The sequence below is a fragment of the Stieleria mannarensis genome (assembly GCF_014154935.1).
GTDB classification, from domain to species: domain Bacteria; phylum Planctomycetota; class Planctomycetia; order Pirellulales; family Pirellulaceae; genus Stieleria; species Stieleria mannarensis.
The window spans coordinates 1-4,250 of the sequence record NZ_JACEHH010000108.1 but is presented as its reverse complement, the minus strand read 5'-3'; the positions used below and the strand labels follow the sequence as shown (position 1 = coordinate 4,250).

3 protein-coding genes are annotated in these 4,250 nt (G+C 56.1%); all 3 read right to left on the bottom strand.

Annotated features, from left to right (window positions below; translation table 11 throughout):
* Window positions 1–314: 314 nt before the first annotated feature.
* Window positions 315–1,487 carry a hypothetical protein gene (locus H1B37_RS32360; protein WP_182871417.1) on the bottom strand — a complete coding sequence of 391 codons (1,173 nt, stop codon included), beginning with the start codon at window positions 1,485–1,487 and terminating at the stop codon, window positions 315–317.
* A gap of 1,104 nt (window positions 1,488–2,591) precedes the next feature.
* Window positions 2,592–3,143: a hypothetical protein gene (locus H1B37_RS32355; RefSeq protein ID WP_182871416.1), complete on the bottom strand. Its 552-nt coding sequence runs from the start codon at window positions 3,141–3,143 to the stop codon at window positions 2,592–2,594.
* Window positions 3,128–4,250, bottom strand: a 1,123-nt coding sequence (locus H1B37_RS32350; protein ID WP_182871415.1) for an RHS repeat domain-containing protein, incomplete at its 5' end; no start/stop codon positions are given. The genes H1B37_RS32355 and H1B37_RS32350, both read right to left, overlap by 16 nt.

Below are 4,250 nucleotides of genomic sequence, written 5' to 3'. Positions count from 1 at the left end.
CCCGGGAGGCTGTTGGTTAGCTTCGCAGCCACCTTTCTTGATCGGATCGATCGGTCGGCTTGCGATCGTTTGCTCGTGACGAGTTTTCAGACGCGACGTCCACGATCGCTTTGCGCTTCACTCATTTCTCATGCTCGAAGGCCGACGCCTGACACCAATTGGACCGTGGCCACACTGGCGGCAACGTGCCGAAAGAGTGGCGGGCCTCGTGCTCTCCAGCAGATCAAACGGCAAATCCCGGCGGCCATCCATTGCGGCGGAAGGAGGCTCGGTCCTGTGGCCCCATCAATCGTCCGCCGCTGCACCTGCGGGATTCAACCCCCGTCCCCTTTGATTTGCCTGGCTTGTCGGATGCCTTCGTCTTCGGCGATGGCGAGGATCTTGTGACGGATCGAATCGCTGTCGAGGTAAAACAACGACTGACCGGTCATGCCACTAAAGCGGTTGACATCCTCGGATGGCATCATCGAGAGGACGGCGTCCATCAACGATGTTTTCCCGGCGGAGCTGGATGATTGAATGACGATCGCCAGTGGCTTGGCAAGCTTGCGACTGGTTGCGGCCAAGTATCCCGCGAGCTTGTTGGTGGATTCGCCGACGATGCCGCAAGCGTCCATGTCGGCAACGACGCGTTCGAGCAAGTTGGGCGAGCGAAGCAGAGCCAACGCTTCGCGTTGCTCGTCGTCGCTAAGCTTGACTTCGATGCGCGCCGGTTGTTTCGGTGCCGCGATGCGATCCGACTGCAACGCTTCGAGTTTGAGCAGCACCGTGCCGATGTCTTTTTTGATTGCTTCGGCATCGGTGTAGAGTTCCGTCGCGGTCGCTTTGATGAACGAGGTGCGTGAGCGGGCCTTGACAAGATCGAGGGTGTCCATGTGAACGAGGTCGTCGCGCGAAGCCATCAAGTTGACCTTGAGTGTCAGCGTCGACTTGTTCTTTTCGAGACCACGGATTCGATAGCGTCGATCATCGCGGATGAAGATGATTTGATCGTCTTCGACGATCAGTTCGTTGTCATCTTGAGTTGTCGACTCTGGCTTGGTGGCAGCGACAGTGTCTTCATTCGTGTCATTGGTGTCATTCGTGGACAGCGCCTCAACTTCATCACCGACAACGATCACGTCGGGACCGTCGGCGTGCGCATCGATCTTGTAACCACGTAGCCCAATGACGTTGCCGTCGTCGTCAAGAATCGAAACCGTGACTCGGCCACGCATGGTTTCACGTCCGTTGGCTTTGTAGAGGCCGGCGTCGACGAGTGCGTCGCGGACTTCGCGGCCACGCTTGATGCGCCGCTGTGGGATCTGCTTGCCGAGCGTTCGGTCGGCAAATCCGATTTGTTGTTCGGTCGCTTGCTCATTGGTCAGGTGCAGTTCGTCGTTGACATAGGCTTTCGCGCGGTCACTTCCATTCAAGCATGAAGCGTAGAATTCGGCGATGGCCTTGATTGGGTTATTGAGGATCGCGTTCAGGAAGTCATCGTTCATCGTGTTGGCTCCGTTGGATGCGCGCAGACCGGTGGCCCGGCCCTTGGTTGTAGGCTTGTTTTTGGGGAAGATCGCGGGGAGAGGTGTCGGCGGTTGCCGATCGGGTCCGCGAAAGCTGCGCACCTGTCGGCTGTCGTTGGCGGTCGAGAGCCTTGGAGGTGCAGAGGCGAAACGTGGATCAACGCCTCACGGATCGGCCGGCCCTCCATGACGCGACAGCTTCCGCTCACTGTCAAGCGACGGAATCAACCAACCGCCGCGAAAGTAGAAAACCGCTTCGACATCAATCGTTAAAGTCAACGCACGCCCTGTTAACCAACGCGTGAGTGTTTTTTGTCTCTCGCCTTCTCTCGGCCTGATCGCCGGAGGGCCACGGGTGACGGCGTCAGTCCGGCTCGGCGAAAGCCAAAAAACATTGGGGGAAGAGTGAGCGGCCGGCTTGGATCGGCTGTCGGCCGAACGGCCTGGGCGGTTCCGCGCCGGGGGAGCCTGTCGGAGATTCGCGAAGGGCTTTGGCCGAACAGACAAGCTGTCGGTTGATGGTTTACCGATCGGCTCGTTCCCGGCTTACGTCGCTTACAGCTCGTCGCGGTCACTTTCGCCCTTCTTGATAACGAGCTCGGCCTCCTGCCTCGCACTGTTCTTATCGGGCTCCGCCCTCGGCGTCGGTGATGCTCGCTCGCGCTCGGCGCTACCCTCATCCTTCGGTCGCTTCCAATCATCTCCGTCAACCGTCGGCTCCGCTCGGTCGATCCCTCTCTCACTCCGGTCGGCGAACAATGGCCCGCTCCTTCACTCCACCACTATCATCACTCTCGTTCTCCCTCTCTCCTCCACTCCCAACTCCCGCTCTTTCCGCCGCTTCCTGCCATCGTTCTCCGACGGACATCCTGTCCCCGACGGGTTTCAGTCGACGGGCATCCTACCCGCCGTGCCTTCGGCGTTCTTTGTGCATCAGGGTCCGCGGTCGGTCTTGTGGCAAGACCAAGCGGCCTCCCATTGCGGCGGAAGTCGACTCGGTCCTGTGGTCACGTCAATCGTCCGCCGCTGCATTTGCGGGATTCCACCCCCGTCCCCTTTGATGTGACTGCCACTTTTCCTTGACTATTTACCCGCTCGGACAGGGCCTGACCCTACTACTCCTGGACTTTCGGCGAACGGATCTCCTTGAAGTCGGTCTTCTGGAACTAGGGCCTCACTGTATACGCTGTCGCCAAATGGATCACCTAAAGGTTTTGGTAGCGAAGCATTTTTTGATTCTTCCACATACCAATTACACCAGTACGCAATGGTCTTCAATCGCCCGACTACTGATTTCCCAAACTGCGCTTGCTCATTGCCGTGATTTGAGATGCGAATTAGAGTTCTGTGTGCAGTGCGTGCAACTTCAATGTCGGGATCGTGTAACCCGAAAATAAGACTGGGGGCATCCTCTGTCGTCGCACGAGTCGAGAATTCTTCAATTGTTTTACGTCTTTCATGCCATGCGCCGTACATTGCTGAGGCTCGCCAATTGAGTCTCACTACTTCAGTATTCAATTGAGATATTTCCGATTTTAACCTCCGTTGATGAATAAACCATGACAAAGAAATGGCGACTAAGGCTGCGATCCAAAATAGTGATATCAGCCTGAATCGCCCTACCATTGCTTCCATCCCTCTCCGTTCACCGATGTCGAAATATCACATGACGAATGACGATTGGTACCGCCTGGGCCGCAGCAGTCCCATCTATGCGCGGTCGACGCAATTGCGCTGGATCCTTGACTGTCACGGTCCCAAAAGGCCGGCTTTGACTTCCAGCCACCGTTCCACTTAAGTGACTCTCCAGTACAAATCTTGGTCTCAGTATGTCCTTCGTCATCCAATGCAAATGGAAGCAGCTCCAAAAAGTCTTCAATTTCCTTGCTGGGCGAAAACAACCTAAACTCCGAGCTTACTCGGTCGACTCCGATGTTTCCACAACTTGTTGTCGGCTGACCCCGCTGGGCGAAGCGGCGGTCGAGAATCCGGTCGTTGGGTTTTCCCCGGTGATCGGTGAATTTCACGCCACTCGGACTTGTTTCAACAGCGCCAAAATACTCATAAACGCAGCATTTTCTATTGCCAGGCGCACCTTTTTGGCAGCACCCACTCTCGTTACTGTCAAGGCCGAAACAGTTTGTAAGCGTAAGATCGTAGCAGAGCTTTTGCACCAAGTGCTGCCTCGTTACACCTTTCATTAACGGATTGGGCGTGATCTTTATTTCAAACTTCGAATCGTAGTTGCCACACGAATTGCACGATGGTGAACCGAGAACTTGTTGCTCGATCCTTTCAACGATAGTTCCGTACGGATCAGTGTTTGCCAACAGGAAATACTGGCGATACAACGACTTTCCATCCTCATACCCGATCGGATCTCTGGAGCAGAATCGCCCCGCAATCGGATCGTACATGCGGGCGCGGTAGTGGTAGAGATCGAGAACGTCGTCGTACTCCCGCCCGGTATAGGTGTAACGGTTGCCCTCGGCGGTCGAGGTTCTCGCGGTGCCGCTGGCGTCGAAGATCGACAGGTTGCCGTACGCATCATACGCGTAGCGTTCCTTAATCGCCCCACTCGAATCGGTCAGTGCGTTGATGCTGTACTGTTGGGTGCGGACGTAGCGAAAGCCGAGCTTGATACAGGACGCTTCACTTTCAGTGCGTGATTTGCCGAGCGAGCAGGTTGGGTGACGAAGCGTTTTGCAGCTACGGCGTTGTTTTGAATCGGTGCACGGTTTC

Bases quoted from the DNA above. Each gene is read 5' to 3' on its own strand.
- H1B37_RS32360 (WP_182871417.1), bottom strand. From the start codon at position 1,487: ATGAACGATGACTTCCTGAACGCGATCCTCAATAACCCAATCAAGGCC.
- H1B37_RS32355 (WP_182871416.1), bottom strand. From the start codon at position 3,143: ATGGAAGCAATGGTAGGGCGATTCAGGCTGATATCACTATTTTGGATC.